The sequence below is a fragment of the Streptomyces sp. NPDC044106 genome, assembly GCF_056433985.1.
Window position 1 is genome coordinate 50,560 of the sequence record NZ_JBWKFZ010000001.1, and the last position, 23,483, is coordinate 74,042.

A 23,483-nucleotide genomic window follows, 5' to 3' on the forward strand; every position below is an offset into this window, starting at 1 on the left:
GGCTTCGTCCCGTTTTAGCGTTGCCGCATGATCGAGCTCGAGGGGCTGACCAAGCGGTACGGCGAGAAGGTGGCCGTCAACAACCTCACCTTCACCGTGCGCCCCGGCATGGTCACCGGCTTCCTCGGTCCGAACGGCGCGGGGAAGTCCACGACCATGCGCATGCTGCTCGGGCTCGACAACCCCTCGGCCGGCGACGTCCGCATCGACGGCAGGCACTACTCCCGGCTGAAGGACCCGCTCAAGTACATCGGCGCCCTGCTGGACGCCAAGGCGATGCACGGCGGCCGCAGCGCCTTCAACCACCTGCTCTGCCTCGCGCAGAGCAACGGCATCCCGCGCGGGCGCGTCACCGAGGTCCTCGACACGGTCGGCCTGAGCGCCGTCGCCAAGAAGAAGGCCAAGGGCTTCTCGCTCGGCATGGGCCAGCGCCTGGGCATCGCGGGCGCCCTGCTCGGCGACCCCGAGATCCTGATGTTCGACGAGCCGGTCAACGGCCTCGACCCCGAGGGCATCCACTGGATCCGCAACCTGATGAAATCCCTTGCCGCGCAGGGCCGTACGGTCTTCGTCTCCTCGCACCTGATGAGCGAGATGGCACTCACCGCCGACCACCTCGTGGTCATCGGCCAGGGCCGCCTCCTCGCCGATCTGTCGATGTCCGACTTCATCCGGCAGAACTCCCGGTCGTACGTCAGACTGCGCTCCCCGCAGCGCGAACGCCTCCTCGACGTACTGCACGAGGCGGGCGTCACCGCCGTCGAGGCGGGTGACGGCGCCCTCGAAGTGGACGGGGCCGCCGCCGAACGGCTCGGCGAGCTGGCCGCGAGCCATCAGCTCGTCCTCCATGAACTGAGCCCCCAGCAGGCCTCGTTGGAGGAAGCCTTCATGCAGCTCACCGCGGAGTCCGTGGAGTACCACGCGCACGCCGACCACGAACGCGCAGGCCCCCCGGCGTCCGCCGTCCCGCCGGCGGACACCACCCAGCCGGCGAGCACCGGCTGGGGCGAGGGCTGGCAGCGGCGGAAGGGGCGTTGAGCGATGGCCGCGACGCAGGTATTGAGATCGGAGTGGACCAAGATCCGCTCGGTCTCGTCGACCGTCTGGACGCTCGGCCTCGCGCTCGTCGTCACGGTCGCGCTCGGCATGGTGATCAGCATCCTGTCCAAGAACGACTACGACAGCCTGGACGCCAAGGACAGGCTGACGTTCGACCCGACCTACATCAGCTTCGCCGGGATGTCCCTCGGCCAGCTCGCGATGATCGTCTTCGGCGTCCTCGTCGTCTCCAACGAGTACAGCACCGGCATGATCCGCACGTCGCTCGCGGCGGTCCCGCAGCGCGCCACGTTCCTGTTCGGCAAGATCGCCGTCGCGACCCTGCTGGCGTTCGTCGTGGGCCTGGCCACCAGCTTCCTCACCTTCTTCGTGGGGCAGGCGATGCTCGGCCAGTACCGGGCCCAGATCGGTGACCCCGGCGTGCTGCGCGCGGTGATCGGCGGCGCGCTCTACATGGCGCTCATCGCGATGTTCTCCATGGGCGTCGCGGCGATGCTGCGCAGCCCGATGCTCTCCCTCGGCATCCTGATGCCGTTCTTCTTCCTGATCTCCAGCATCCTCGGCAACGTATCGGCGACGAAGAAGATCGGTCGCTTCCTGCCCGACCAGGCCGGCAGCAAGATCATGCAGGTCAAGTCGCCGTTCGACGACGACACCCCGTACGGGCCGTGGGGCGGCCTCGGGATCATGGTGGTGTGGGTGGTGGCGGCGCTGCTCGGTGGGTACGTACTGCTGAAGAAGCGGGACGCGTAGCGGTAGCGGTACTCCAGGGGGGCGTGTGACGACGCAGGACCGCGGACTCGCGGCGCTCGGCCTCGACGGCGTGCCCGCCCTGCAACCCCTCACCTACCCGGGCCTGCCCGTCACCGCCCCCTCCCTGCTGACCGGCGCCGAGCTGCTGCCGCTCCGGGCGCTCCCCGGCGGGCTCGGCGGATGGACCGTCGACGGGACCGGCCGCCGCCTCGACGACGTCGTCGCCGCGCTCGGCCAGACACCCGTGGCCGGGCGCATACCCGTGATCGCCGTCGGCTCGAACGCCTCCCCCGGACAGCTCTCCCACAAGCTCGCCCGGCTCGGCGTCCCCGGCGCCGTGCCGATGGTCCCCGTGAAGCTGCGCGGCATCGGCGTCGGCTGCTCCGCCCACATCGGCCGCGCCGGGTACGTGGCGGCCGCCCCCTACGGCTCCCTCGAGGCACGCGCCACGCTCGTCGTCTCCTGGCTCGACGCGGCCCAGCTCTCCGCGGTCGACGCCACGGAACTCCCCAACTACCGGCGGGTGCTCCTGCCCGGGGACTCGTACGGGATGACGCTGCCGTCCGGCGAGCGGCTCGACGGGGCATACGTCTACGTCAGCGCGCGCGGCCTCCTCGCCGACCCGGTCACCGGTCTTCCGCGGCCCGGCGGCGGCGACCAGGCGGCGCTGCTCGACGCCCTGCTCGACGCGTCGCCGCCGCTGCGCGAGCTGCTCGGGCCCGACGCCGCGACGTGGGTGCGGCGGGCTGCCGCCGACCCGGAGCTGCGCGCGCGGGGCACCCTCCTCTTCGCCGAGGAGGGCTGGGTGCTGCCGTGGACGGAGCTTCCGCCACCACCGCATCGGTGAGGCCGCCCCGGTGAGCCCGCCGTTTTACCCGCTCTTGGCTGGAACCGTCAGCTCCCCGTTATCCTCCTAACCCTTACGGGGGCGTGTGCCCCGACGTCCTGAACCATTCGATGGGTGCGGAGAATGATCGAGGCAGTCGGCCTGACGAAGCGCTACGGCGCCAAGACAGCCGTGTACAACCTTTCCTTCCAGGTGCGGCCGGGAACCGTCACCGGCTTCCTCGGGCCCAACGGCTCGGGCAAGTCGACGACGATGCGCATGATCCTCGGGCTCGACGCGCCCACCACCGGGCAGGTGACGATCGGCGGCTATCCGTACCGCAAGCTCCCGAACGCCCCGCGCCAGGTCGGCGCGCTGCTCGACGCCAAGGCGGTGCACGGCGGCCGGCACGCCCGCAACCACCTGCTCTGCCTCGCGCAGCTCTCCGGCATCCCGGCCCGCCGGGTCGACGAGGTGCTCGGCGTCGTGGGCCTCCAGGACGTGGCGAAGAAGCGCTCCAAGGGCTTCTCGCTCGGCATGGGCCAGCGCCTGGGCATCGCGGCGGCGCTCCTCGGCGACCCGCAGGTGCTGCTCTTCGACGAGCCGGTCAACGGCCTCGACCCCGAGGGCATCCTCTGGGTGCGCAACCTGATGAAGTCGCTCGCCGCCGAGGGACGCACCGTCTTCGTGTCGTCCCACCTGATGAGCGAGATGGCACTCACCGCCGAGCACCTGATCGTGATCGGCCGCGGCCAGCTGCTCGCCGACATGAGCGTCAAGGACTTCATCTCGCACAACTCCGCGGACTTCGCGCGGGTGCGCACGCCGGAGACGGAGCCCCAGCAGCGCGAGAAGCTGACGGCCGCGCTGACCGAGGCGGGCGGCCAGGTGCTGCCCGAGCAGGACGGCGCGCTGCGCGTCACGGGCCTGCCGCTCCCCCGCATCAGCGACCTCGCGCACGGCGCGGACGTCCGCCTGTGGGAGCTCTCGCCGCACCAGGCCTCCCTCGAAGAGGCGTACATGCGGATGACGCAGGGCGCCGTCGACTACCGCTCGACGGTCGACCAGCGCGCGGGCTTCGAGCAGCAGACGCCGCCCGGCGCGCTGCCGCAGGGCCCGGGTCAGCCGCCGGTGCCCGGCCAGGGCCAGCCCGGCTGGTACGCCCCGCCGCCGCCCCAGCAGGGCGGGCAGCAGCCCTTCGCGATGCCGCAGCCGCAGGGCGCGCCCGGCACCCCGAACCCGTACGCCACGGCCCCGCAGCAGGCCCCGGCGCCCAAGCAGGCCCCGGCAGCCCCCGCCCCCGCAGCCCCCGCCCCCGACATGACCAAGCGCGACAGCGAGGACCAGCGATGACCACGCCTCCGACTCCGCAGCAGCAGCCACAGCCGCAGCCGCAGGCGCAGCCCCAGCAGGCGTACGCACAGGCGGGCGCCCCGATGCAGGGCGACCCGGCGCAGGGCGCCCCGATGCAGGGTGTCCCCGCGGCGCCCGCGCCCGCCGCGCCCGCGCCGCCCTCCGCCTGGCAGCAGGCGATGGCCAACGCGTACACCTCACCGATCCCGGTCACCAAGACCCACCTCGGCAACGCCCTCGCCTCCGAGTGGACGAAGATCAAGTCGGTCCGCTCCACGATGTGGACCCTGGGCATCTTCCTGCTCCTGGTCATCGGCATCGGCCTGCTCGCCGTGGCCAACACGGGCCCTGCGGACTACGCGGACATGCCGTTCACCGTGCCGGCCTTCTTCGGCCTGATGCTCGGCCAGATCTGCCTGATCACGCTCGGCGTGCTCGTCACCTCGTCCGAGTACGGCACGGGCATGATCCGTACGACGTTCACCGCGTCCCCGCAGCGCCACCGCGTCCTCACCGCGAAGATCCTGATCTTCTTCGTGGTCGCCTTCGTCGTCTCGGCCGGCTCCATCCTGCTGGTGGGCCTGGCCGCGTCGGCCGCCAACAGCGGCCCGGAGGCGGGCGACGTGCCGTGGCTGGGCTCGGTCTTCAAGGGCGGTCTGTACGTCTCGCTGCTCGGTGTCCTCGCGCTCTGCGTCGGCTCCATTCTGCGGCACTCCGCGGGCGCCATCACGGCGATGCTCGGCGTGGTGCTGCTGCCCGCGATCCTGGGCGGGTTCCTGATGATCTGGAAGAGCACCCAGCCGCTCGGCGAGAAGATGAACGACTACAACGCCATCACCGCGCTCGCCAAGATCTTCGGCGCGGACGACACGGGCGCGAGCGGCGGCTCACAGCTGGCGCTGCTCGTGGTGGTCACGCTCGTTGCCGTCGCCGGCGCGTTCGCCCTCCTGGAGAAGCGCGACGTCTGACCGGTACGAGCAGCCGCAGGTAACTCAGTACCTCGGCGCGTTACGGGACCGCTGCACCCGCGTGGTGCGGCGGTCCTTCGCGTTCCAGCACGCCTTGTGCCAGTGCCTGCGCTCGTCCACGCCCGAGTGCTCGGGCCACGCCACCACGTGCGCGAGGGCCGAGGGGATCTCCTGGTCGCAACCGGGGCAGCGGTACCGCTTGCCCGCCGCGCTCGCGCCCGCGACATGGCGCACGTTCCACTCCTCGCCCTGCCAGCTCTCGGTGTTCTGGAAGCCGCCGTAGCGGCCCGTCGGCACCGCGTCCGCGGACGCCCTCGGCTCTCCGGCGCCCTTGGGGCGGTTGCGACGCGGGGACACGAAACACCTCACGGGCTGTACGGCGGTCAGGAGGGTGACCAGCCTACGCGCCACGCCGTGGGGTACCCGTCCCCCGCCGGCGACCACCGGCCCCCTCCGTCGCGCCCGCGTCGCACGGAAAATCCAACAATCTTCCTTCCAGGCCGTGCCTTTGGCACGTGTCACGCGTTGTTGCCGTAGGGGGAGTGCCTGCGTCGGCGCCAAGGAGGCAGGAGTTCGATGCGTGTAGGTAGTTTTGTTCTGGCCGCCCAGTTCCCCGGTCAGGGGCAGGGGGAGGCGCTGCACCGAGCGGTGCGGTCCGCCGAGGTGGCCGAGGAGGCGGGGCTCGACTCCGTCTGGCTCGCCGAGCACCACTTCGTGCCGTACGGCACGTGCCCGTCGGCGGTGACCCTCGCGGCGCTGCTCCTCGGGCGGACGCGGCGGGTCCACGTCGGCACAGCCGTGAGCGTACTCCCGACCGCGCACCCCGTGGCGCTCGGCGAGCAGGCCGCGCTGCTGCACGTGACGTCCGGCGGCCGGTTCTCGCTCGGTGTCGGACGCGGCGGCCCGTGGGTGGACCTGGAGGTCTTCGGGGCCGGTCTCGAGGCGTACGAGAAGGGGTTTCCCGACTCCCTCGACCTGCTCCTCAGGTGGCTGAACGAGCCGCGGGTGGAGGGCCACGGCGAGCGGTTCGCCTTCCGCGAGGTGGCCGTCGTACCGCGCCCCCAGGAAGCGCTCAACGGAGTGGGCGACAGCGGCCCCGAGGTGGTCGTCGCCTGCACCTCGCCGTCCAGTGTGCGGCTCGCCGCGCAGCGCTGCCTGCCGATGCTGCTCGGCATGCACGTGGGCGACGACGAGAAGGCCGAAATGGTGGCCTTGTGGAGCCGCCACGCCCGTGCGGCGGGGCACAGCCCCGAGAAGGTCGGTGCGGCCTCCCACGTCTCCGCCGGTGTCGCCCAGATCGCGGACCGTCGCCTGGAGGCGGCCGAGACCTTACAGAAGGCGATGCCGGGCTGGCTGCGGCAGGGCCTGGACGCACATGTGACCGTGGACGGTCGGCACCGCGCCATGCGGGATCCGCTGGCCTACACCGAACTGCTCTGCGGGCTGCACCCGGTGGGCACCCCGCAGCTGTGCGCGGACCGGCTCGCGGCCACCTCGGAGCGCACCGGCATCACGCGCTTCGCGCTGCTCGTGGAGGGCTCGGGCGATCTCGCGGCCACCGAGGAGAACGTACGGAGGCTGGGCACCGAGGTACTGCCCCAGCTCGGCTGAGATCCGCCGTCGGCTGCGGAGCTGCCGCTCCGGACTGAACACCTCCCGCGTACGGAGCGGCAGCAACATGCCTCAGCAGTCCCGGAGTTCGGGTGACTGATTGAGCAGCTGGCCCCGTATCGAGGTGAAACGGGCGAGCCGGTCGTCCACCGACGGATCCAGCGGGAAGACCGCCACGCGGTGGCAGTTCTGGAATGCCAGACGCACCCCGAAATGCCGCTGCAGGGCACCGCGAATCGCGTCACTCGCGAGGGCGCGCAGCAGCTGGCCACGCGCCTGCTCGTCCGGCGGCGGCGTCTGGTTGTCGGCGAACTCACCGCCGTCGATCTTGAGCTGTGCCACCAGGGAGCTGATCATCTCCCATGCGTAAGGCAGGGAGGTCCGGACGCAGTCGACGAATTCCGCTTCGTCGACCTCGCCTCGCTCGGCCTGTTCCAACAGCGCCGGTGAGACGTCGAGCGACATGGGTTCTCCTCTCACACCCCCGGGGAGCGGGGGTTTCGGACAGGGATGGAGCCCGCCTACGCAGCGTGCACGGATGACGACCTCTTGCTTCTACGGTAGGCACCGGGCGGTGGCGGCACCAGGAGATTGGGCGCATAACCGGCCAGGATCGAACACGTCCATCGCCGGACAAGTCGTCCGGACTCCCGGGCGGTGCCCGTGGGACGGCGGGCGAATCGCGTGCACCGCCCCGAGTCGAGTAGCGTTGCGCCCCATGCGTCTCGTCATTGCCCGATGCTCCGTGGACTACGCGGGCCGGCTCACCGCCCATCTCCCCTCGGCCCCCCGCCTGATCCTCGTGAAGGCGGACGGCAGCGTCTCCATCCACGCGGACGACAGGGCCTACAAACCGCTCAACTGGATGTCTCCGCCCTGCACCTTGAAGGAAGGGACAGGTGATGACGCCGGTGTGTGGACCGTCGTGAACAAGGGGGGCGAGAAGCTCATCATCACGATGGAGGAGATCCTGCACGACTCCTCGCACGAACTGGGCGTGGACCCCGGCCTCATCAAGGACGGCGTGGAAGCGCATCTCCAGGAGCTGCTCGCCGACCGGATCGAGACGCTCGGCGAGGGATACTCACTCATTCGTCGCGAGTACATGACGGCGATCGGCCCGGTGGACATCCTCTGCCGCGACGCCGACGGGCAGACCGTGGCCGTCGAGATCAAGCGGCGCGGCGAGATCGACGGTGTCGAGCAACTCACCCGCTACCTGGAGCTGTTGAACCGCGACCCGCACCTGGCGCCGGTGAAGGGCATCTTCGCCGCCCAGGAGATCAAGCCGCAGGCCCGCGTGCTGGCCACGGACCGCGGCATCGGCTGCGCCGTCCTTGACTACAACGCGCTGCGCGGCATCGAGGACGACAAGCTGCGGCTGTTCTGACACCGCGTACGCCTGTAGGGGCGTGCGGGAGGGCCGGGTCCTTGGGGACCCGGCCCTCCTCTTTGCGCAGCGGGGCCGCTCAGGACGCCGACGCGCCGCCGCCCGACCCGCTCGGGGAGTCCGCCGGGGAGATCATCGGGCTTTTCGCCGCGCCGGAGTTGTCGGGTGAGGTGGGCGGGTCCTCGGTCACGGGCGGGGTGACCGGCGGGTCCGTGGGCGGGGTGGTCGGCGGGTCCGTCGGCGGCTTGGTGGGCGGGTGCGTCGGGGGCTTGGTCGGCTTCGTCGGGCTGCCCGTGGGCTTGGTGGGCTTGCCGGTCGGCTCGGTCGGCCTGCCCGTGGGCTTCGTCGGCCTGCCCGACGGCGAGGCGCCGGCGCTCGGCCTGCCGGACGGCGTGCCGCCGACGCTCGGCCTCGGGTCGTCGGCGGTGCCGACGACGCCGTCAAGGCCGGGGCCGCCGGGGCGGCTCGTGGAGTCCTTTTGCGGCTGGTCGGCGGTCGGGCCGTCGTCGCCGTGGTCCTCCGTCGCGGACTGCTCTGTCTTGACCTTGTCGCCGTCGGGCGAGTCGTCGCCGGACGTGGCGCCGAGCGTGACGACGGTGCCGAGGACGGCGGCGAGCAGGGCGCCCGCGCCCGCCGCGATGAGGTTGCGCCGGGTGCCGCTGATGATGGAGCGGCGGCTCGGCGCGGGTCCCGCACCGGCGACGGTGGGCGCCACCCTGCTGGTGACCAGCGTGTCCGGCTCGGCGGGCGGTGCGGGCAGCGCGAAGGCGGCGGGGACGCCGCCCGGGGGCGAGGCGGATTCCTCGTGGCGGGCGTCGGGCAGCTCCTCGCCCACGGTGGCCCCGGCGAGGACCGGGGTGCCGCCGGAGCGGTCGTCGACCAGCGCGAGGGCCCGGCGGCCGGAGATCATGCCGCGCTTGTCGGCCAGCACGCCGCGCAGCCCGACGGAGGCCTCCAGCTCGGCGCGGGCCCGGTCGAGCTGCCCGCCGCAGAGCGCGAGGATGCCCAGTTCGTGGTGGAAGTACGCCTCTTCGGCGACCTCGCCCGCGTTGCGCGCCGCTTCCTGGCCGGAGCGCAGGGCGCGCTCCCAGGCCGCCCAGTCGAGCCCGCCGGCGAAGGCGGGCGCGGCGGTGCGGGCGAGCAGGACGGCCGCGCCGCTCTCCGTGGCGACCAGGGCGGTGAGCGCGGCCTGCACGGCGTCGGCCTCGGCGACGACGCGCTCGGGGGTGACGGAGGGGTGTCCGGCCCACCAGGCGTAGTGCTGGGCGGCGGACAGGGCGTGCCCGGCCGCGTCGTCGGCGTACCCGACGCTCTCCAGTTGCGTACGCACCCCGGCGGCGAGGCGGTAGTGCGCGCCGACCGGGGTGACCAGGGCGCAGCCGACGAGTTCGGCGAGGGCCGCGTCGGCGTGGGTGTCGCCCACCAGGGCCGGCAGGTGGGCCTGGTGGGGCAGCTCGCCGCCGAGGGCGACGGCGAACGTCAGGGTGGCGCGGGCGGACGGGCTGAGGCGCGCGGCGAGCAGGGCCGCGGGCGCGGCGCCGTCGGCGAGCGAGGGCAGCGGTACGTCCGGTACGTCGTCGGGGTCGAAGGGCGCGTCGGCGGGGGTGTCGCCCGGGGTGTCGGCGACGTAGCCGTGCTCCTCGAAGGCGTGCGGGTCGGCGCGGAGTTGGTCGCGCTGCCGGAGCAGGGCGCCGGCCTGCACGAAGCGCAGTGGCAGCCCCTCGGACTCGAACCACAGGTCGCCCGCCCAGTCGGCCTCCTCGTCGTCGAGGACCCGGCCGACGGCGCGTTCCAGGAGTTCGAGGCCGCCGCCCCTGCTGAGTCCGCCGAGGAAGACCTCTTCGAGCTGGGAGTCGGCGGAGGGGGCCGCGACGTCGGGTGTCGCGGCGACGAGGAAGGCGCACTCGGGGGTCGCGTCGAGCAGTTCGTCGAGTGCGGCGCCGCCGAACTCCAGGTCGTCGAGGACGACGACCGCGCCGATGTCGTGGACGAGGTCGAGCAGCAGGGCGTGCTCGGGCCGGTGGAGCGCGCCCTCGTAGACGGCGGCGGCGAGGTCGTGGAGCAGCTCCCCGGGCGTCCTGCGGTAGCCGCAGAGGCGGACGACGCCGTCGGGCGCGAGGTCCGCGCAGTCATCGGCGACGGCGTCGAGGAGCGCCGTGCGTCCCGATCCGGCGGGTCCGGTGAGCCGGACGGAGCGGCCGCGCGCGAGGAGGCGTACGAGGCGTTCGCGCTCCTCCTGGCGCTCCAGGAGCGGCAGCCGCGGCAGTGCGGGGCCGGGCGGCACGGGTGGCATGGCGGCCCGGCGCAGTTCGGCGCGTTCGGCCGCGGTCCGTTTGGCGGGCCGCTCGGGGCGCTCCCCCGGCGGGCAGGGTTCGATCTCGCTGCCGTCGACGGGGTTGACGGTGAGCAGGAAGTCGCCGGAGACGAGCTGGACGGTGCGGGCCGGTGTGGGTGCCGGCTGGCCGAAGTCGGGTGTCGCGGGCTGGCGCGGCGGCTGCCCGGGGCGTGCCTGTTCGTCGTCGTCCATGCCGTCGTGGCCGTACTCTTCGGGTCGCCGGTTCATCGGGTCCATGGTCCTAGCCCCCCAGATGCGTGGTGTGCAGAGCCCCCTCCGGCCTTCGTGCACACTGCGCTGTCGCTTCTGGTCCGGTGCCCCCGTGCGGGTTCGTATATCGGTGGGCGACCGAACCCTAGACCTTCGCTCAGTATCTCCGGGAGGGCGGGGTAGCGCCCCGTCCGAGACGTCACAGGTTCGTGAGGATTGTGCGTTCTCCGTGCGCTCTCAGTCGTTCCGCACGGTGATGTTCAGACTCTGGGGAGTGATTCGACTCCGATGCCGCCCTCGATGGCGAGGATGCGGTGCAGCCGGGTCGCCACGAGGAGGCGCTGCATCTGGGGCGGCACGTGGCGCAGGACGAGTCTGCGTCCGCAGCGTCCCGCGCGGCGGTGCGCGCCCATGATGACGCCGAGTCCCGTGGCGTCCCACGAGTCGAGTTCTGACAGGTCGAGCACCAGGTCGCCGGCGCCGTCGTCGACGGCCGAGTGCAGGACCGTGCGGGCGTCCGCCGCGCTGCGTACGTCGAGGCGTCCCCCGACGACCAGCTGGGCCTGGTCGCCCCTGATGTGCATATGCGCTCCCCGAGAGTGCTGTGTCTGCTGTGACGCCCGATACGTAGGGCGTCTGCGTATGTCACTGCAACTGACTGCCGCTTGGGCGAGGAAGTTGCCGTCTGTAAGCGAACCGATACCGAATTCACTCCGAGGGGTGACCCGCCGGGCGCCGAAGCGTCCGACGGGGCGTCAGACGGCGTACGTCAGTGCTGGTTCAGTGCTTGTAGAACCCCTGCCCGCTCTTGCGCCCGATGTCACCGGCGTCAACCATCCGGCGCATCAGCTCCGGCGGCGCGAACTTCTCGTCCTGGGACTCGGTGTAGATGTTCTCCGTGGCGTGCAGCAGGATGTCGACGCCGGTCAGGTCGGCGGTGGCGAGCGGTCCCATGGCGTGGCCGAAGCCGAGCTTGCAGGCGATGTCGATGTCCTCGGCGGTGGCGACGCCCGACTCGTGGAGCTTCGCCGCCTCGACGACGAGCGCGGAGATCAGACGGGTCGTCACGAAGCCGGCGACGTCGCGGTTGACGACGATGCAGGTCTTGCCGACGGACTCGGCGAACTCACGCGTGCGGGCGAGGGTTTCGTCGCTGGTCTTGTAGCCGCGCACCAGCTCGCAGAGCTGCATCATCGGGACCGGCGAGAAGAAGTGGGCGCCGACGACGCGCTCCGGGCGCTCCGTGACGGCCGCGATCTTGGTGATCGGAATGGCGGAGGTGTTGGAGGCGAGTACGGCGTCGTCGCGCACGAGCTTGTCGAGTGCGCGGAAGATCTCGTGCTTGATCTCCAGCTTCTCGAAGACGGCCTCGACGACGATGTCCGCGTCGGCGACGGCGTCCAGGTCGGTGGTGGTCGTGATGCGCGCGAGCGCTGCCTCGGCGTCGTCGGCGGCGAGCTTGCCCTTGCTCACGAACTTGTCGTACGACGCCTTGATGCCGTCGGTGCCCCGGGTCAGTGCCTCGTCGGTGACGTCGCGCAGGACGACGTCCCAGCCCGCCTGGGCGGAGACCTGAGCGATACCGGACCCCATGAGTCCGGCTCCGATGACGGCGAGCTTCCGTGCCACTGTTCCGACTCCCCTACCGCTTGTCACGCTTGGCGTGCACGCTGTTCACGTATGCCTCTCCGGCGCACGTTAGCGTTCGTGAGGCCGCCTGTGACCCTGAAGAGATGCGCGTCACGTCTCAAATGACGGACATCACACTGATACGTGCCGTCCGTCGGCCCGAGCGTGTCGTCCGGCGGTGCGCCGCGTGTCATCCGGCGGCGCGCCGCGCGTAGTTGAGGACCTTTCCGCTCAGCAGCTCCGCCATCTCGTCGAGCAGTCCCAGCGCTTCACGGGAGACCTCGGCGGGCTCGCGGCGCCTGGACATCTCCTCGCCGATCCAGGCCATGAGCGTGCTGTGCACCCAGGAGAGCTGACCCGCGACGAGGCCGGGCAGCGGGTCGCCCCCGGCCGCCCCGGTCTCCTCGGCGAGGGTCGTCGTGAGCCGGTCGAGGGCTTCCTGCTGGATCGCCCAGAGCCGGGAGCGCAGCGCGTGCGCCTCGGTGATGACCTTCATGAAGTCGGCCCAGCCGGGGAAGAGCCCGATGGTCGGCGAGACGGCCTCCACGTCGGCGTACAGCTCGCGCAGGACGGCTTCGGCGGCGGACTCCCCCGCGCGGCGCCCGCGCACGTAGCGGGGGAGGCGGTCGATCACGTCGCCGCCCCGGTCGAGGAAGAGGTCCTCCTTCGCCGGGAAGTAGTTGTAGACGGTGTTGACGGAGACGTCGGCGGCGTCGGCGATCTCCGCGATGGTCACGGCGTTGAAGCCGTGCTTCAGGAAGAGCCCGGTCGCGATGTCCGAGATCCGCTGCTTCGTCTGCCGCTTCTTGCGCTCTCTGAGCCCTTCAGCCATGCCTTCATCGTAGACATCCTTGGCCTCCCCCAAACTTTGGGCCTCATGAAATTTTGGTGGCGTTGCAAAATTTCATGGACTCTGTTTTTGTTGTCGCCATGGCAATCATCAGCACCGCCGGGCTCGCCCGGACCTTCCAGACCAAGGACGGCCCCGTGGAGGCCGTGCGCGGCATCGACCTGCGCGTCGAGCCCGGCGAGATCCTCGGCTTCCTCGGGCCGAACGGCGCGGGCAAGACCACCACGCTGCGCATGCTGACCACGCTGCTCCCGCCCACCGGCGGCGCCGCCACCGTCGCGGGCTGCGACCTGGCCGGGGACCCCGCAGGCGTCCGGAACAAGATCGGGTACGTCGCCCAGTCCGGCGGCGTCGACCTGAGCATCCGTGTCCGCGAGGAACTGATCACCCAGGGCCGGCTCTACCGCCTGACGAAGCGACAGGCGGCCGACCGGGCCGAGGAACTGGCGCGCGACCTCGGTCTGACCGAGCTGATGGAGCGCCCCTGCGCCGCACTCTCCGGCGGCCAGCGCAGACGGCTCGACATCGCCATGGGGCTCACCCACCGGCCCGAGGTGCTCTTCCTCGACGAGCCGACCACCGGCCTCGACCCGGGCAGCCGGGCCGACCTGTGGCGGCTCGTGCGGCGGCTGCGCGACGAGTACGGCACGACGGTCTTCCTCACCACCCACTACCTCGACGAGGCCGACGCGCTCTCCGACCGCCTGATCGTCGTGGACCGGGGCGTCGTGGTCGCCGAGGGCACCCCGAGCGCGCTCAAGCTCCAGTACGGCGGCTCGATCGACGCCACCCTCCAGGACACCTTCCTCGCCATCACCGGGCGCGCCGTCGCACCCAGGGACACCGCCCCCGTCGCCGTCTGACCCTCCACGATCAGGACCCCGCCATGCACGCACTGCTCTCCGACACCGCGCTGATCTTCGGCCGGTACGCCCGGCAGACCCTCCGCTCCAAGTTCCAGATCCTCTTCGGCGTCCTCACGCCCCTGCTCTACCTGCTCTTGTTCGGACCGCTGCTCACCGATCTGCCGCTCGGCTCGCGCGGCGACTCCTGGCAGGTGCTCGTACCGGGCCTGCTGCTCCAACTCGGCCTGTTCGGCGCCACGTTCAGCGGCTTCGCGCTCATCATCGAGAAGCAGTCCGGCGTGGTGGAGCGGCTGCGGGTGACGCCCGTCAGCCGTCTCGCGCTGCTCCTCGGCCGGATCCTGCGCGACGCCGCGCTCTTCGTCTTCCAGGCGGTGCTGCTCGTGCTCGCCGCGCTCGTGATGGGGCTCAGGGCGCCGCTCACCGGCGTCCTCATCGGCTTCGCGTTCGTGGCGCTGCTCACCGCGGGGCTCGCCTCCCTCTCGTACGCGCTGGCCATGAAGGTCGGCAAGCCGCACGAGTTCGGCCCGGCGGTGAACGCGGTGAGCATGCCCTCGATGCTGCTCTCGGGGCTGATGCTGCCGATGGCGCTCGCGCCCGCCTGGCTGGACGTGCTCTCCCACTTCATGCCGTTCCGCTACCTGGTCGACGCGGTACGGGCTGCGTACGTCGGCGAGTACGCGACCACGACCATGCTGTACGGCGTCCTGATGGCGCTCGGCTTCGTGCTGCTGTCCGTGACGGTGGGCACACGTGTCTACAAGAAGGCCGGAGCGTAACTACGCTGGCCCCATGGTGAATCTGACGCGCATCTACACCAGGACCGGCGACCAGGGGACGACGGCCCTCGGGGACATGAGCCGCACCGCCAAGACCGATCTGCGGATCTCGGCGTACGCCGACGCCAACGAGGCCAACGCGGCCATCGGCACGGCGATCGCGCTCGGGAAGCTCGACGCGGAGGTCGTCAAGGTCCTGGTCCGGGTCCAGAACGACCTCTTCGACGTGGGCGCCGACCTCTCCACGCCCGTCGTCGAAGACCCCAAGTACCCGCCGCTGCGCGTCGAGCAGTCCTACATCGACAAGCTGGAGGCGGACTGCGACCGCTTCCTCGACGAGCTGGAGAAGCTGCGCAGCTTCATCCTGCCGGGCGGCACGCCGGGGGCCGCGCTGCTGCACCAGGCGTGCACGGTCGTGCGGCGGGCCGAGCGCGCGACGTGGGCGGCGTTCGAGGTCCACGGAGAGGTCATGAACCCGCTGACCGCCACCTACCTCAACCGCCTCTCCGACCTGCTCTTCATCCTGGCCCGTACGGCGAACAAGGCGGTCGGGGACGTGCTGTGGGTGCCGGGCGGGGAGCGGTAGCCGTACGGCGCTCACCGCTTGCTCAGGTAGCCCGGACGCTCCTCGTCGTCCCGCACCGCCGGCGCCTTCTTCGGGAAGACGGTGTACGACACCGCGATGATCAGGTTGATGCCGATCACCCAGAGCATCCGCTGCTGCCAGCCGCGCAGTGAGCTCGTCCCGCCGTCCGGGCCCACGTACCAGACCGCGCCCTGCAGCAGCGCCATGGCGATCAGCGCGGCGAGCACCCAGCGGGCGGCGATCTTCCACTCGTGCACCGCGCGGGCGGTGCCGTACTTCGGGGTCCTCGGCGCCGGGCCGCCCGCGAACCGGTGGGCGACGCGGACGTCCACCCACTTGACCGTGTAGTGGCCGAGGGCGACGGAGTAGCCGATGTAGACGGCGGCCAGGCCGTGCTTCCAGTCCGGCTCGGCGCCGTTCTTCAGGTCGACCGCGGTGACGGCGAAGAGCACGACTTCGAGCAGCGGTTCGCACAGCAGCACGGCGACGCTCGCCCTCGGCATCTTCGCCCAGTAGCGAAGGGCGATCCCCGCGGCGAGCAGCACCCAGAAGCCGGCCTCGCAGATGATGATCAATGTGACGATCACGGCTCGTTCCTCCAGGTCGCTCCGCCGGTCATGTCTCAAGGCTCCCGCCCGGACGGCCGCCGTTCGTCGTCGCCAGTGACGAAGTGGGACTGCATCCTTCGATGTAGCGGGCGGTTCCTCCCTCCGGAGCAGGCACGGGCCCGGCGCGCCGTGTTGGATGGACACATGGCCCCGACCCTCCCCCGCCCGCAACGCGTCGACGTACAGATCGCCGTGGGCAGCCTGCTGTGCGGGCTCGTGCTGTGGGCACTGGGACTGAACGCCCAGAACGACCGGCCGCTGAGCGGCCATTGGGCGCTGGTACCCCTCCTCGTCCTGGCCGGACTCGAACTGCTGCGGAGCAGCAGACCCCAGTTCGCCCTGGTCATCGCCACCCTCGCGCTGGTGGCCGACCAGTTCACGACGGGCAACCTCGCGTCGGTCCTGATGTTCACGGACATCATGTACGCGGCCGTTGTCTACGGGACGCCGGCCGCCGCCCGGCGCATCCCGATCACCACGGGCCTCATCACGGTGGCCCTGACCGTCGTCTTCCTCGCCTGGTGGCGGGACCCGCAGGCCGTCCTCCTCGGCGTGGCGGCCGGCGTCGTGGCCTTCACCCCGGCCACCACCGGCGCGCTGGTGCGCAACCACCGCGAGGCGACCGCCGCGGCGAAGTTGCGGGCCGAACAGACCGCGCTGCTCGCCGAGATGGACCGCACCCAGGCCGTCTCCGCCGAGCGCGCCCGGATGGCCCGCGAACTGCACGACATGATCGCCAACCACCTCTCGGCGATCGCCATCCACTCCACGGCCGCCCTCTCCCTGGACGAGCCGGCGACGAGCAGGCAGGCCCTGGCCGTCATCCGCGAGAACAGCGTCGAGGGCCTCGCCGAGATGCGCCGCCTCATCGGCATCCTGCGCGACCAGAGCGGCGACCTGGAACCTGCCGCCGCGCCCACCCTGGACGGCCTGGCCGCCCTGCTCGCGAACGCCCGCAGGGACGGCCTTGACGTGACGCTCGACGACGCCCGCACCGCGGAAGGCCCGAAGCTGCCCACGCCGGTGGAGCTCGCGGCGTACCGCATCGTGCAGGAGTCCCTGACGAACGCCCTCAAACACGCATCGCCGGGCCGCGTCACCGTCTCCCTCGCCCAGCGGCCCCACGCCCTGACAGTGCGGGTGACCAGCCCGTACGGTGATCCGGCCGGGCCCCGTGCGCCCGGCTCGGGAGCCGGTCTCGTCGGCATGCGCGAGCGCACCGAACTGCTCGGCGGCACCTTCGCGTCGGGTCCCGAGGCGAGTCCCGACGGCAAGGTCTGGATCGTCTTCGCGACCCTGCCCGTAGACCCCGCAGACGAAGGAGCCAAGGAATGATCCGGGTGCTAGTCGCCGAGGACCAGTCAGCCGTGCGCTCGGGACTCGTCCTGATCCTGCGCAGCGCGTCCGGCATCGAGGTCGTCGGTGAGGCGGCGGACGGCGAGGAGGCCGTCGCGCTCGCCCGTGAACTGCGCCCCGACCTGGTCCTGATGGACGTGCAGATGCCGCGCCTCGACGGGGTCTCCGCGACGCGTCAGGTCGTCGCCGAGGGGCTCGCAGACGTCCTGGTCCTGACCACCTTCGACCTCGACGAGTACGTGTTCGGGGCGCTGCGCGCGGGCGCGTCCGGGTTCCTCCTCAAGAACACCGAGGCGAAGGACCTCATCGAGGCCGTCCGCACGGTCGCGCGCGGCGAGGGCCTGATCGCGCCTGCCGTCACCCGCCGTCTGATCGCCGAGTTCGCCGCCCCTTCGAGGGCCGTACGCGGCGAGAACGCTCCGGATCCCGCGATCCTCGACGGCCTCACCCGGCGCGAGCGCGAGGTGCTCTCCTGCATCGGCGAGGGCCTGTCGAACGCGGAGATCGCCACCCGGCTCACCATGGCGGAGGCGACGGTGAAGACGCACGTCAGCCGGATGCTGGGCAAGCTGGAGCTGCGCAGCCGGGTGCAAGCCGCCGTCCTCGCGCAGGAGTTGGGCGTCTGATCCGGACAGCGGGCACAAGCGGTCCTTCGCGGCCCGGCTAATGGTTCAGACCTCTTGACCGCTGGTCCAGACCTTTCTATTCTCACCGCACTGCGGTGAGCACTCCCCCACGTGTCCACGTGCTCACGGGCGGCGCAGGGTCCCAACCCCGTAGACCCCCGGAAACGAGGAGCACCTCGTGCGCTTCACAGACAGCGACACACGCCCGAGACTCAGAGGCAGACACAAAGCCGTGGCGGGTTTCACCACTCTGCTGCTGCCCCTTGCCACCCTGGTCGCCCTCGGCGGCTCCGCCGAGGCGGCCCCCGACGCCGCCCCCGAGGCCACCGCCACGTACGCCAAGACCCAGGACTGGGGCAGCGGCTTCGAGGGCAAGTGGACGATCCGGAACACCGGCACCACCAGCATCAGCTCGTGGAACGTCGCCTGGGACTTCCCCTCCGACACCAAGGTGACCTCGGCCTGGGACGCCACCGTCACCAACTCCGGCAACCGCTGGACCGCCAAGAACCTCGGCTGGAACGGGACGCTCGCCCCCGGCGCCTCGGTCTCCTTCGGCTTCAACGGCACCGGTTCCGGCGCCCCCGCCAAGTGCGAGCTGAACGGCGCGAGCTGCGACGGCGGCAGCGTCCCCGGCGACAACCCGCCGAGCGCCCCCGGCGCGCCGACCGCCTCCGGCATCACCGACACCTCGGTCAAGCTCGACTGGAAGGCCGCCACCGACGACAAGGGCGTCAAGAACTACGACGTCCTGCGCGACGGCGCCAAGGTCGCCACGGTCACCGGCACCTCGTACGGCGACACCGGCCTGACCGCCGGCACCGACTACTCGTACACCGTCCAGGCCCGCGACACCGCCGACCAGACGGGACCCGCGAGCGCGGCCGTCAAGGTCCACACCACGGGCGGCGGCGGTGACCCGGGCCCCGGCCCCGGCGACAAGGTCAAGCTCGGCTACTTCACCGAGTGGGGCGTCTACGGCCGGAACTACCACGCGAAGAACATCGCGTCCTCCGGCTCGGCCGCCAAGATCACCCACATCAACTACAGCTTCGGCAACGTCCAGGGCGGCAAGTGCACCATGGGCGACTCCTACGCGGCGATCGACAAGGCCTACACCGCCGACCAGAGCGTCGACGGTGTCGCCGACACCTGGGACCAGCCCCTGCGCGGCAACTTCAACCAGCTGCGCAAGCTCAAGGCCAAGTACCCCAACGTCAAGATCCTCTGGTCCTTCGGCGGCTGGACCTGGTCCGGCGGCTTCACCGACGCCATGAAGAACCCGGCGGCCTTCGCCAAGTCCTGCCACGACCTGGTCGAGGACCCGCGCTGGGCCGACATCTTCGACGGCATCGACCTGGACTGGGAGTACCCCAACGCCTGCGGCCTCTCCTGCGACACCAGCGGCCCGGCCGTCTTCAAGAACATGATGCAGGCGTTCCGCAACGAGTTCGGCGCCAACAACCTCGTCACGGCCGCCATCTCCGCCGACGGCTCCGAGGGCGGCAAGCTGGACGCCGCCGACTACGGCGGCGCCTCGCAGTACGCCGACTGGTACAACGTCATGACGTACGACTTCTTCGGCGCCTGGGACGCCAAGGGCCCGACGGCTCCGCACTCCCCGCTCACGGCCTACCAGGGCATCCCGAAGGACGGCTTCAACTCCGCGGCGGCCATCGCCAAGCTGAAGGCCAAGGGCGTCCCCTCGGCCAAGCTCCTGCTCGGCATCGGCTTCTACGGCCGCGGGTGGACCGGCGTCACGCAGAAGGAGCCGGGCGGCACGGCGACGGGGGCAGCGCCCGGCACGTACGAGGCGGGCATCGAGGACTACAAGGTCCTCAAGAACTCCTGTCCCTCGAACGGGACGATCGCCGGCACTGCCTATGCCCACTGCGGCACGAACTGGTGGTCCTACGACACGCCAGCGACCGTCCGCGCGAAGATGACGTGGGCCAAGCAGCAGGGGCTCGGCGGGGCGTTCTTCTGGGAGTTCAGCGGTGACACGGCCAACGGGGAGTTGGTGACTGCAATCAACGACGGCCTGAAGTAGTACGCGCCGTCCCCCAGGACGAAGCCGGGAAGACAAGATCGCCCCTTGTCTTCCCGGCTTCTCATGTTTCGCGGCTCCGGGTCATTCGTGGCTGGTCGCGCCCACGCGGCGGAGCCGCAAATGTCAGAGCCCCGCGCCCCTGGGGAGACTGCGGCTAGGCCACATTCACCCTCTGGCCCGGCGGCGCCGCCTCCAGCCATGCCAGGAAACCCGTCAAGGCGTCCTCGCTCATCGCCAGCTCCAGGCGGGAGCCGCGGTGGAGGCAGCCGAGGACGATCGCGTCGGAGAGCAGGGCCAGCTCCTCCTCGCCGTCCGGTGCCCGGCGGTCGACGACCTCGATGGCGGAGCGTTCGAGGACCCGGCGCGGCCGGGGGGCGTAGGAGAAGACGCGGTACCACTCGACCCGGTCGCCGTTGTAGCGGGCCACCCCGTACCCCCAGCCCTTGCCGGAGGTGTCGCCCTTGTCCGGGGCGTTCCAACGCAGGCTGCAGTCGAAGGTGCCGCCGGAACGCTGGATCAGCCGGCGCCGCAGTCCGAAGACGAAGAGCCCCAACAACACCAGCACGATCAAAGCAAGTCCGCACACGAGCAGAGTGAGGATCATCGGCACCGACCTCCTCGCCTCTACTGTCGGTCGAAGGACCGACAACGGACCAACACATTGCACCCGCATCGCCTCAGCCGCGACCCGGTCCGGAGTCTTCCCGGACCTGGCCGCGGCTGAGTCACGTCAACGCCGACGCGCCGGTTTCAGCGCGACGACACCGCCCGCAGTCGGACGTCGGCACGGCGCTCGGCGGAGGCGTCGGCCTCCGACTGCGCGCGCTCCAGCGCCCGCTCCGCACGCTGGACGTCGATCTCGTCGGACAGCTCCGCGATCTCGGCCAGCAGCGACAGCTTGTCGTCCGCGAAGGAGATGAATCCTCCGTGGACCGCGGCGACGATCGTGCCGCCGTCACTCGTACGAATGGTCACCGGGCCCGATTCCAGCACACCGAGCAGCGGCTGGTGACCGGGCATGACGCCGATGTCGCCGGACGTGGTACGCGCGACGACCAGGGTGGCCTCACCGGACCAGACACTGCGGTCCGCTGCGACCAGCTCGACATGCAGCTCAGCAGCCAAGGGTGGCTCCTCGGGTCACCACCCGGCGACTCCGCCGGGTGTTGGGTCAAATTCTAGTGGGCGTACGGGGAGGGGCGGGACACGGCCCCCGCGGGGGTGGGCCCGCCCCTCACCGTCGAGAGCTACGAAGCTCAGGAGACGCCGAGCTCCTTGGCGTTCTTCTTGAGGTCCTCAAGACCACCGCACATGAAGAAGGCCTGCTCGGGGAAGTGGTCGTACTCGCCGTCGCAGATCGCGTTGAACGCCGCGATCGACTCCTCGAGGGACACGTCCGAGCCGTCCACGCCGGTGAACTGCTTGGCGGCGTGCGTGTTCTGCGACAGGAAGCGCTCCACGCGACGGGCCCGGGCGACGACGAGCTTGTCCTCTTCGCTGAGCTCGTCGATACCGAGGATCGCGATGATGTCCTGGAGGTCCTTGTACTTCTGGAGGATCCCCTTGACACGCATGGCGCAGTCGTAGTGGTCCTGCGCGATGTAGCGCGGGTCCAGGATGCGGGACGTGGAGTCCAGCGGGTCCACGGCCGGGTAGATGCCCTTCTCGGAGATCGGACGGGAGAGCACCGTCGTCGCGTCGAGGTGGGCGAACGTGGTGGCCGGGGCCGGGTCGGTCAGGTCGTCCGCGGGGACGTAGATCGCCTGCATCGAGGTGATCGAGTGACCGCGGGTCGACGTGATGCGCTCCTGGAGGAGACCCATCTCGTCGGCCAGGTTCGGCTGGTAGCCCACCGCGGAGGGCATGCGGCCGAGCAGGGTCGAGACCTCGGAACCGGCCTGCGTGAAGCGGAAGATGTTGTCGATGAAGAACAGCACGTCCTGCTTCTGCACATCGCGGAAGTACTCCGCCATGGTCAGACCGGCCAGGGCGACGCGCAGACGCGTGCCCGGCGGCTCGTCCATCTGGCCGAAGACCAGCGCGGTCTTGTCCAGAACGCCGGCTTCCTCCATCTCGACCATGAGGTCGTTGCCCTCACGGGTGCGCTCGCCGACACCGGCGAAGACGGAGACACCGTCGTGCAGCTTGGCCACACGGACGATCATTTCCTGGATCAGAACGGTCTTGCCGACACCGGCACCACCGAACAGACCGATCTTTCCACCCTTGACGTACGGGGTGAGAAGGTCGACGACCTTCAGGCCGGTCTCGAACATCTCGGTCTTGGACTCGAGCTGGTCGAAGGCCGGGGCCTTGCGGTGGATCGTCCAGCGCTCGGCGTCCGCGACCGTGGACGGGTCGTCGTTCAGGACCTCGCCGAGGGTGTTGAACACCCGGCCCTTGGTCACGTCACCGACCGGCACCGAGATGCCCTTGCCGGTGTTGGTGACGGGCGCCTGGCGGACCAGGCCGTCGGTGGGCTGCATCGAGATCGCGCGGACCACGCCGTCACCCAGGTGCTGGGCGACCTCGAGGGTCAGCGTCTTGCGGGCGCCCTCGGTCGACGGGTCGTCGACCTCGACGTGCAGGGCGTTGTAGATCTCCGGCATCGCGTCGACGGGGAACTCCACGTCGACGACCGGGCCGATCACCCGGGCGACGCGGCCCGTGGCAACGGCCGTCTCAACAGTGGTCGTCATTACTTGTCACTCCCCGCGGTCGCGTCGGCCAGCGCTGCTGTGCCGCCGACGATCTCGCTGATTTCCTGGGTGATTTCGGCCTGGCGGGCCGCGTTGGCAAGCCGGGAGAGGCTGTTGATCAGATCCCCGGCGTTGTCGGTGGCCGACTTCATCGCGCGGCGCGTGGCGGCGTGCTTGGAGGCAGCCGACTGGAGCATCGCGTTGTAGATACGGCTCTCGACGTAGCGCGGCAGCAGGGCGTCGAGGACGTCCTCCGCCGACGGCTCGAAGTCGTACAGCGGAAGGATCTCGTCCTTGGTGGACTTCGACTCCTCCGCGACCTCTTCGAGGCTGAGCGGCAGCAGGCGGCCGTCGATGGCCGTCTGCGTCATCATCGAGACGAACTCGGTGTAGACGATGTGGAGTTCATCCACGCCGCCGTCCGCCGTCTCCTTCTCGATCGCCTCGATCAGCGGCACCGCGACCTTCTTGGCATCCGCGTACGTGGGCTCGTCGGTGAAGCCCGACCACGACTCCACGACCTTGCGCTCGCGGAAGTTGTAGTGGGCCAGACCACGGCGGCCGACGATGTACGTGTCGACCTCCTTGCCCTCGGCCTCCAGGCGCGCGGTCAGCTGCTCCGCGGCCTTGATGGCGTTCGAGTTGAAGGCACCGGCCAGTCCGCGGTCGCTCGTGAGGAGCAGCACCGCGGAACGGGTCGCCGTCTCCGCCTCGGTCGTCAGCGGGTGCTTCGTGTTCGAGCCAGTGCCGACCGCCGTGACCGCGCGGGTGAGCTCGGTCGCGTACGGCGTGGAGGCCGCCACCTTGCGCTGCGCCTTGACGACGCGCGAGGCGGCGATCATCTCCATCGCCTTGGTGATCTTCTTGGTCGCGGTGACGGATCGGATGCGACGCTTGTAGACCCGGAGCTGGGCTCCCATGAGTCAGGTCCC

General features: G+C 70.7%; 24 protein-coding genes. 13 read left to right on the forward strand and 11 right to left on the reverse strand.

Going from position 1 to position 23,483, the window contains the following annotated elements; genetic code table 11:
* Window positions 1-27: 27 nt before the first annotated feature.
* The 5 genes from AC07DI_RS00215 to AC07DI_RS00235 all read left to right on the forward strand — a co-directional run bounded on the left by AC07DI_RS00215 (window position 28) and on the right by AC07DI_RS00235 (window position 4,959).
* Window positions 28-1,038 carry an ABC transporter ATP-binding protein gene (locus AC07DI_RS00215; protein ID WP_478901206.1) on the forward strand — a complete coding sequence of 337 codons (1,011 nt, stop codon included), beginning with the start codon at window positions 28-30 and terminating at the stop codon, window positions 1,036-1,038.
* A gap of 3 nt (window positions 1,039-1,041) precedes the next feature.
* Window positions 1,042-1,812, forward strand: coding sequence for an ABC transporter permease (locus tag AC07DI_RS00220; protein WP_478901208.1), 771 nt, complete (start codon window positions 1,042-1,044; stop codon window positions 1,810-1,812).
* A 25-nt stretch (window positions 1,813-1,837) separates the two neighbouring features.
* Window positions 1,838-2,659 (forward strand): hypothetical protein, encoded by an 822-nt coding sequence (locus AC07DI_RS00225; protein ID WP_478901210.1) that lies wholly within the window; start codon window positions 1,838-1,840, stop codon window positions 2,657-2,659.
* Window positions 2,660-2,782: 123 nt separating this feature from the next.
* Complete coding sequence (locus AC07DI_RS00230; protein ID WP_478901212.1) at window positions 2,783-3,991, forward strand: ABC transporter ATP-binding protein; 1,209 nt, start codon at window positions 2,783-2,785, stop codon at window positions 3,989-3,991.
* 113 nt (window positions 3,992-4,104) lie between these two features.
* Entirely contained in the window at window positions 4,105-4,959 is an 855-nt protein-coding gene (locus AC07DI_RS00235; RefSeq protein WP_384249541.1) for an ABC transporter permease, read from the forward strand.
* Window positions 4,960-4,983: 24 nt separating this feature from the next.
* Here the strand turns inward: AC07DI_RS00235 and AC07DI_RS00240 are convergent, their stop codons facing one another.
* Window positions 4,984-5,316, reverse strand: coding sequence for an ATP/GTP-binding protein (locus AC07DI_RS00240; RefSeq protein ID WP_478901213.1), 333 nt, complete (start codon window positions 5,314-5,316; stop codon window positions 4,984-4,986).
* Between the two features lie 219 nt (window positions 5,317-5,535).
* Between AC07DI_RS00240 and AC07DI_RS00245 the strand changes: the two genes are divergently transcribed.
* The gene (locus tag AC07DI_RS00245) at window positions 5,536-6,570 is read left to right on the forward strand and encodes an LLM class flavin-dependent oxidoreductase (RefSeq protein ID WP_478901215.1); all 1,035 of its coding nucleotides are present in this window, start codon (window positions 5,536-5,538) and stop codon (window positions 6,568-6,570) included.
* A gap of 72 nt (window positions 6,571-6,642) precedes the next feature.
* On the opposite strand, the gene AC07DI_RS00250 is transcribed toward AC07DI_RS00245, so the two are convergent.
* A complete protein-coding gene (locus AC07DI_RS00250; protein WP_384248902.1) occupies window positions 6,643-7,035 on the reverse strand; it encodes an SCO5389 family protein in 393 nt (130 codons plus the stop codon).
* Between the two features lie 253 nt (window positions 7,036-7,288).
* On the opposite strand from AC07DI_RS00250, the gene nucS reads away from it, so the two are divergent.
* A complete protein-coding gene (gene nucS / locus AC07DI_RS00255; RefSeq protein ID WP_362364886.1) occupies window positions 7,289-7,960 on the forward strand; it encodes an endonuclease NucS in 672 nt (223 codons plus the stop codon).
* A gap of 79 nt (window positions 7,961-8,039) precedes the next feature.
* Here the strand turns inward: nucS and AC07DI_RS00260 are convergent, their stop codons facing one another.
* The 4 genes from AC07DI_RS00260 to AC07DI_RS00275 all read right to left on the reverse strand — a co-directional run bounded on the left by AC07DI_RS00260 (window position 8,040) and on the right by AC07DI_RS00275 (window position 12,966).
* A complete protein-coding gene (locus AC07DI_RS00260) occupies window positions 8,040-10,532 on the reverse strand; it encodes a P-loop NTPase family protein (RefSeq protein WP_478901216.1) in 2,493 nt (830 codons plus the stop codon).
* A gap of 233 nt (window positions 10,533-10,765) precedes the next feature.
* Window positions 10,766-11,089, reverse strand: coding sequence for an STAS domain-containing protein (locus AC07DI_RS00265; RefSeq protein ID WP_055696792.1), 324 nt, complete (start codon window positions 11,087-11,089; stop codon window positions 10,766-10,768).
* 196 nt (window positions 11,090-11,285) lie between these two features.
* Window positions 11,286-12,134 carry a 3-hydroxyacyl-CoA dehydrogenase family protein gene (locus tag AC07DI_RS00270; protein WP_384248910.1) on the reverse strand — a complete coding sequence of 283 codons (849 nt, stop codon included), beginning with the start codon at window positions 12,132-12,134 and terminating at the stop codon, window positions 11,286-11,288.
* Window positions 12,135-12,324: 190 nt separating this feature from the next.
* Window positions 12,325-12,966: a TetR/AcrR family transcriptional regulator gene (locus AC07DI_RS00275; RefSeq protein WP_478901218.1), complete on the reverse strand. Its 642-nt coding sequence runs from the start codon at window positions 12,964-12,966 to the stop codon at window positions 12,325-12,327.
* Window positions 12,967-13,064: 98 nt separating this feature from the next.
* Here AC07DI_RS00275 and AC07DI_RS00280 point away from each other — a divergent pair, with 98 nt between their 5' ends.
* From AC07DI_RS00280 to AC07DI_RS00290, 3 genes are read left to right on the forward strand one after another with little or no spacing between them, the layout of a single operon-like run.
* The gene (locus AC07DI_RS00280; protein ID WP_478901219.1) at window positions 13,065-13,847 is read left to right on the forward strand and encodes an ABC transporter ATP-binding protein; all 783 of its coding nucleotides are present in this window, start codon (window positions 13,065-13,067) and stop codon (window positions 13,845-13,847) included.
* 23 nt (window positions 13,848-13,870) lie between these two features.
* On the forward strand, window positions 13,871-14,626 hold the full coding sequence (locus tag AC07DI_RS00285; protein WP_478901221.1) for an ABC transporter permease: 756 nt from the start codon (window positions 13,871-13,873) through the stop codon (window positions 14,624-14,626).
* Between the two features lie 13 nt (window positions 14,627-14,639).
* On the forward strand, window positions 14,640-15,212 hold the full coding sequence (locus tag AC07DI_RS00290) for a cob(I)yrinic acid a,c-diamide adenosyltransferase (RefSeq protein WP_478901223.1): 573 nt from the start codon (window positions 14,640-14,642) through the stop codon (window positions 15,210-15,212).
* An 11-nt stretch (window positions 15,213-15,223) separates the two neighbouring features.
* On the opposite strand, the gene AC07DI_RS00295 is transcribed toward AC07DI_RS00290, so the two are convergent.
* Window positions 15,224-15,799: a hypothetical protein gene (locus AC07DI_RS00295; RefSeq protein WP_478901224.1), complete on the reverse strand. Its 576-nt coding sequence runs from the start codon at window positions 15,797-15,799 to the stop codon at window positions 15,224-15,226.
* A gap of 165 nt (window positions 15,800-15,964) precedes the next feature.
* On the opposite strand from AC07DI_RS00295, the gene AC07DI_RS00300 reads away from it, so the two are divergent.
* From AC07DI_RS00300 to AC07DI_RS00310, 3 genes are all read left to right on the forward strand, one after another.
* Complete coding sequence (locus AC07DI_RS00300; RefSeq protein ID WP_478901226.1) at window positions 15,965-17,155, forward strand: sensor histidine kinase; 1,191 nt, start codon at window positions 15,965-15,967, stop codon at window positions 17,153-17,155.
* Complete coding sequence (locus AC07DI_RS00305) at window positions 17,152-17,802, forward strand: response regulator (protein WP_384248929.1); 651 nt, start codon at window positions 17,152-17,154, stop codon at window positions 17,800-17,802. Before AC07DI_RS00300 ends, AC07DI_RS00305 begins: the two co-directional genes overlap by 4 nt.
* 232 nt (window positions 17,803-18,034) lie before the next feature.
* Window positions 18,035-19,852, forward strand: a complete 1,818-nt coding sequence (locus AC07DI_RS00310; RefSeq protein ID WP_478901228.1) for a glycosyl hydrolase family 18 protein — start codon at window positions 18,035-18,037, stop codon at window positions 19,850-19,852.
* A gap of 154 nt (window positions 19,853-20,006) precedes the next feature.
* Here AC07DI_RS00310 and AC07DI_RS00315 read toward each other — a convergent pair whose 3' ends face one another.
* From AC07DI_RS00315 to AC07DI_RS00330, 4 genes are all read right to left on the reverse strand, one after another.
* The gene (locus AC07DI_RS00315) at window positions 20,007-20,456 is read right to left on the reverse strand and encodes a DUF2550 domain-containing protein (RefSeq protein WP_384248935.1); all 450 of its coding nucleotides are present in this window, start codon (window positions 20,454-20,456) and stop codon (window positions 20,007-20,009) included.
* A gap of 146 nt (window positions 20,457-20,602) precedes the next feature.
* Entirely contained in the window at window positions 20,603-20,977 is a 375-nt protein-coding gene (locus AC07DI_RS00320; protein WP_384248938.1) for a F0F1 ATP synthase subunit epsilon, read from the reverse strand.
* A gap of 131 nt (window positions 20,978-21,108) precedes the next feature.
* Window positions 21,109-22,551, reverse strand: a complete 1,443-nt coding sequence (gene atpD, locus AC07DI_RS00325) for a F0F1 ATP synthase subunit beta (protein WP_384248941.1) — start codon at window positions 22,549-22,551, stop codon at window positions 21,109-21,111.
* Complete coding sequence (locus AC07DI_RS00330) at window positions 22,551-23,471, reverse strand: F0F1 ATP synthase subunit gamma (RefSeq protein WP_384248944.1); 921 nt, start codon at window positions 23,469-23,471, stop codon at window positions 22,551-22,553. Before AC07DI_RS00330 ends, atpD begins: the two co-directional genes overlap by 1 nt.
* Between the last annotated feature and the right edge of the window lie 12 nt (window positions 23,472-23,483).

Coding starts and splice junctions, on each gene's coding strand:
- AC07DI_RS00230 (WP_478901212.1), top strand. CDS start 2,783: ATGATCGAGGCAGTCGGCCTGACGAAGCGCTACGGCGCCAAGACAGCC.
- AC07DI_RS00315 (WP_384248935.1), bottom strand. CDS start 20,456: ATGATCCTCACTCTGCTCGTGTGCGGACTTGCTTTGATCGTGCTGGTG.
- nucS (WP_362364886.1), top strand. CDS start 7,289: ATGCGTCTCGTCATTGCCCGATGCTCCGTGGACTACGCGGGCCGGCTC.
- AC07DI_RS00265 (WP_055696792.1), bottom strand. CDS start 11,089: ATGCACATCAGGGGCGACCAGGCCCAGCTGGTCGTCGGGGGACGCCTC.
- AC07DI_RS00220 (WP_478901208.1), top strand. CDS start 1,042: ATGGCCGCGACGCAGGTATTGAGATCGGAGTGGACCAAGATCCGCTCG.
- atpD (WP_384248941.1), bottom strand. CDS start 22,551: ATGACGACCACTGTTGAGACGGCCGTTGCCACGGGCCGCGTCGCCCGG.
- AC07DI_RS00330 (WP_384248944.1), bottom strand. CDS start 23,471: ATGGGAGCCCAGCTCCGGGTCTACAAGCGTCGCATCCGATCCGTCACC.
- AC07DI_RS00250 (WP_384248902.1), bottom strand. CDS start 7,035: ATGTCGCTCGACGTCTCACCGGCGCTGTTGGAACAGGCCGAGCGAGGC.
- AC07DI_RS00245 (WP_478901215.1), top strand. CDS start 5,536: ATGCGTGTAGGTAGTTTTGTTCTGGCCGCCCAGTTCCCCGGTCAGGGG.
- AC07DI_RS00260 (WP_478901216.1), bottom strand. CDS start 10,532: ATGGACCCGATGAACCGGCGACCCGAAGAGTACGGCCACGACGGCATG.
- AC07DI_RS00290 (WP_478901223.1), top strand. CDS start 14,640: ATGGTGAATCTGACGCGCATCTACACCAGGACCGGCGACCAGGGGACG.
- AC07DI_RS00285 (WP_478901221.1), top strand. CDS start 13,871: ATGCACGCACTGCTCTCCGACACCGCGCTGATCTTCGGCCGGTACGCC.
- AC07DI_RS00280 (WP_478901219.1), top strand. CDS start 13,065: ATGGCAATCATCAGCACCGCCGGGCTCGCCCGGACCTTCCAGACCAAG.
- AC07DI_RS00275 (WP_478901218.1), bottom strand. CDS start 12,966: ATGGCTGAAGGGCTCAGAGAGCGCAAGAAGCGGCAGACGAAGCAGCGG.
- AC07DI_RS00215 (WP_478901206.1), top strand. CDS start 28: ATGATCGAGCTCGAGGGGCTGACCAAGCGGTACGGCGAGAAGGTGGCC.
- AC07DI_RS00235 (WP_384249541.1), top strand. CDS start 4,105: ATGCAGGGTGTCCCCGCGGCGCCCGCGCCCGCCGCGCCCGCGCCGCCC.
- AC07DI_RS00300 (WP_478901226.1), top strand. CDS start 15,965: ATGGCCCCGACCCTCCCCCGCCCGCAACGCGTCGACGTACAGATCGCC.
- AC07DI_RS00305 (WP_384248929.1), top strand. CDS start 17,152: ATGATCCGGGTGCTAGTCGCCGAGGACCAGTCAGCCGTGCGCTCGGGA.